Source organism: Streptomyces sp. W16 (assembly GCF_033194735.1).
In the GTDB taxonomy this organism is placed as follows: Bacteria; Actinomycetota; Actinomycetes; order Streptomycetales; family Streptomycetaceae; genus Streptomyces.
The window spans coordinates 1-3,871 of record NZ_JAWOAI010000730.1; the positions used below are offsets into that span (position 1 = coordinate 1).

Genomic DNA, 3,871 nt, shown 5'->3' on the forward strand with positions numbered 1-3,871 from the left:
GCCGGGCGGGCGCCGGGCCCGGGGCGGCGCCGGGGGGCATTACCGCCCTCTGGCCGTTCGGGCCTGGCCGGTCCTGGCACTCGGCGGCGCGGCGGTTCCCTGTCGGACACTTCCGTCACCTGCCGGGTGTAGTCGGGGTGGAGGACTGGACGGTCTTCACCGGCCGGGTCGGGGTGGGGGTGGCCGGGGTGGTCACCGGTGCCGTCGCGCCGGCTGCGGGAGCCGGACTCGGGCTCGGTTTGCTGACGAGTGCCTCGGGCGCGAGGACCACCGGTGTGTCCACCGAGGTCTTCTCAGCGGCGGCCTGCTCGGGGACACCCTTCACGGTGCCGTTCGGGTCGAGGAAGGCGGGGTCCCCGCCGGGCACCATGCCCAGCTCGTGGGCGCGGCGCTGGAGGGCGTCGGGGGCGGAGTAGGCGTCCACGTCCCGCTGGAGTGCCTGCTCCTCGTCGGTGAGGCTCTTCGTCTGCTTCTGGAGGTCGTCCAGCTTGAACTGCCCTTCGCTGAGCGCGGAGTTCAGCACGAGCAGTCCGATCAGGCCGCCGCCGAGGAGGAGCACGACAAGGAGGACGAACGGGGTACGGGCCGCCTGGATACCGCCCGCCCGTGCGGGGCCGGTCGGGAAGAGCCGCGCGAGTCGGGCGGCCCTGCCCCTCAGTTCGGGTTTCCTACTCACTCACGCACCCCGCACCCCGTACCCCGCACCCCATGCCCCGCACCGACTTGGTACGTACTCACCCGACGTCCTCCCTGATGCGCTCGGCCCCCCGCAGCCGCGCGGGTGCCGCTCGCCGGTTCTCGGCGACCTCTTCCTCGGTGGGAAGTTCGGCACCGCGCGTCAGGAGCTTGAGCCGGGGCTGATACTGCTCGGGCACCACCGGCAGTCCAGGAGGCGCGGTATTGGCGGCGCCGGCCGCGAACACCTGCTTCACCAGGCGGTCTTCGAGCGAGTGGTACGACAGGACGGCGATCCGGCCGCCGACGGCAAGGGACTTCACGGCGGCGGGAATCGCGCGCTCCAGGACGGACAGTTCGCCGTTGACCTCGATCCGCAGGGCCTGGAAGGTGCGCTTGGCCGGGTTGCCGCCGGTGCGCTTGGCGGCCTGCGGCAGCGAGTCGCGGATCAGCTCGACGAGCCGCGCGCTGTTGCTGAACGGCTCCTTGTCGCGCTCGCGGACGACCGCGGACACGATCCGCTTGGCCTGCTTCTCCTCGCCGTACGCCCGCAGGATGCGGACGAGTTCACCGGCCGGGTAGGTGTTGAGGACCTCGGCGGCGCTGATGCCGGTCGTCTGGTCCATGCGCATGTCGAGGGGCGCGTCCTGGGCGTAGGCGAAGCCGCGGTCGGCCTCGTCCAACTGCATAGAGGAGACGCCGAGGTCGAACAGAACGCCCTCCACGCGCGCGAGGCCGAGCCGCTCCAATACCTCGGGCAGCTCGTCGTAGACGGCGTGCACAAGGGTGGCGCGGTCGCCGAAGGGGGCGAGGCGCTCGCCGGAGAGGCGCAGGGCCTCCTTGTCGCGGTCGAGGGCGACGAGGTGAGCCTCGGGGAACCGGGTCAGCAGGGCCTCGCTGTGGCCGCCGAGGCCGAGCGTGCAGTCGACGACCACCGCTCCCGGCCGCTCCAGGGCGGGTGCCAACAGGTCCAGGCACCGCTGGAGCATCACCGGGACGTGTCGACTGTTGCTCAAGGGGCCCTCTCAGGTCCGGCGGGCCCGTACGCACCGCCGGGTCCCCGCCCGCTCATGAAGGGGAAGGCCTGCCGGCGCCGGAAGCGTCAGCCGACCGGGAGCGGGAGGAGGCCGAGCCGTACGTACGCGCCGCGCACGTGGGGAGAATCCGGAAAGTCGCCGGGGTCTCCGGGAAAAGTCCAGCAGGGAGGACCTCGCCTCCCGCTTCGCGCAACTTTAGTCCACGCTGTCTCGCGGTCAATCAACCGGCCTGCGCGTCGCGGGCCGGGGTGCGTGCGAAGCCTCAAAACGGGAAGAATCACCCACACGGGTGCACCCCCGCCACCCGTGTGGGTTACCTCACAAGAGGACGCAATGACGCTCTTTTTCCCATCCCGTTCCAAGACCGGGTCGCTGGTGACCAGTACCGTCATAGGTATGACGACCTCCGCATCCGTACCCACAGAGTCCGAAGGCGCCATAGCCGGCGGCGGGACTGTGACGGACCGCCTCGTCGAGGCCAACGCGCAGTATGCCGCCGCCTTCACCGATCCCGGGATGGACGCCCATCCCGTCCTGCAGGTCGCCGTCGTGGCCTGCATGGACGCCCGTCTCGACCTGCACGACGCGCTCGGTCTGGAACTGGGCGACTGCCACACGATCCGCAACGCGGGCGGTGTGGTCACCGACGACGTCATCCGCTCCCTCACCATCAGCCAGCGGGCGCTCGGCACCCGCAGCGTCGTGCTCATCCACCACACCGGCTGCGGTCTGGAGTCCCTCACCGAGGAGTTCCGGCACGACCTGGAGATGGAGGTCGGCCAGCGCCCCGCCTGGGCGGTGGAGGCCTTCCGGGACGTGGAACAGGACGTACGGCAGTCCATGCAGCGTGTGCGCACCTCACCGTTCCTGCTGCACACTGATGATGTGCGCGGCTTCGTGTTCGACGTGAAGTCGGGTCTGCTGCGCGAGATCGACCCCGCCTGACGCACCCGCCCGCCCCGAAACTTCGAAAAGTTCGCCGCTGGGACCGCCCAAAAGGTCGTAAGACCCGACAAAGCGAAGGCAGTTGTCCACAGGCGAGTGACACGAACCGGTAACGGCAACAAGAATGCGGGTGTGGCGTCACGCGGAACTTTTCCCGCGTGCCGTCCGTGTTTCGGGGTGGGCCGGTCCGCAGTGCGTGCGCCGGCCCATGGAAAGAACGGGCCGAGGAGGGCCGGGTGACGACCTATGACGATCGAGCGAGCCTTACAGATCTGACCGCCACTGTGGAGCGAGTCCGCAGTTCGGTGGAAGGAGTGATCGAGGGCAAGCCCGAGGTCGTACGGCTTTCGCTGACCGTGCTGCTCGCCGAGGGACATCTTCTGATCGAGGACGTTCCTGGTGTGGGCAAGACAATGCTGGCCAAGGCGCTGGCGCGGTCGATCGACTGTTCGGTGCGGCGAATCCAGTTCACGCCAGACCTGCTGCCCTCGGACATCACAGGTGTGTCCATCTGGGACCAGCAGCAGCGGGACTTCGAGTTCAAACCGGGCGCCATCTTCGCCCAGATCGTGATCGGCGACGAGATCAACCGCGCCTCGCCGAAGACACAGTCCGCGCTCCTGGAGTCCATGGAGGAGCGCCAGGTCACCATCGACGGCCAGACCTACGAGCTGCCCAGCCCCTTCATGGTGGTCGCCACGCAGAACCCGGTCGAGATGGAGGGCACCTATCCGCTGCCCGAGGCCCAGCGCGACCGTTTCATGGCCCGGGTCTCCATCGGCTATCCCAGCGCGGAGGCCGAGCTGCAGATGCTGGACATCCACGGCGGGGCGAGCCCGCTGGACGACCTCCAGCCCGTGGCCCACGCGCACGACATCGTCAAGCTGGTCGAGGCGGTCCGCGGCGTCCATGTCGCCGACCCGGTGCGCAGGTACGCGGTGGAACTGGTCTCCGCCACGCGCAACCACCCCGACCTCAGACTCGGCGCCTCCCCGCGCGCGACGCTGCACCTGCTGCGCGCGGCGAAGGCCTCCGCCGCCCTGAGCGGCCGTGAGTACGCGCTGCCGGACGACATCCAGGCGCTCGCGGTCGCGGTCCTGGCCCACCGCCTGCTGCCCACCGCCCAGGCCCAGCTGAACCGCCGTACGGCGGAGCAGGTCGTCCAGGAGATCCTGCAGCGCACCCCCGTGCCCGCCGCGCCGCCGCAGCAGAGC

General features: G+C 70.0%; 4 protein-coding genes. 2 read left to right on the forward strand and 2 right to left on the reverse strand.

The window, feature by feature from the left end; genetic code table 11:
* Positions 1 to 115 precede the first annotated feature (115 nt).
* Both R6V09_RS48045 and rsmH read right to left on the reverse strand, forming a co-directional pair.
* Complete coding sequence (locus tag R6V09_RS48045; RefSeq protein WP_317887758.1) at positions 116 to 676, reverse strand: septum formation initiator family protein; 561 nt, start codon at positions 674 to 676, stop codon at positions 116 to 118.
* Between the two features lie 58 nt (positions 677 to 734).
* The gene (gene rsmH, locus R6V09_RS48050) at positions 735 to 1,691 is read right to left on the reverse strand and encodes a 16S rRNA (cytosine(1402)-N(4))-methyltransferase RsmH (RefSeq protein WP_317887759.1); all 957 of its coding nucleotides are present in this window, start codon (positions 1,689 to 1,691) and stop codon (positions 735 to 737) included.
* 417 nt (positions 1,692 to 2,108) lie between these two features.
* On the opposite strand from rsmH, the gene R6V09_RS48055 reads away from it, so the two are divergent.
* Complete coding sequence (locus R6V09_RS48055) at positions 2,109 to 2,657, forward strand: beta-class carbonic anhydrase (RefSeq protein WP_317887760.1); 549 nt, start codon at positions 2,109 to 2,111, stop codon at positions 2,655 to 2,657.
* Between the two features lie 236 nt (positions 2,658 to 2,893).
* On the forward strand, positions 2,894 to 3,871 hold a 978-nt coding region (locus R6V09_RS48060), incomplete at its 3' end, for an AAA family ATPase (protein ID WP_317887761.1).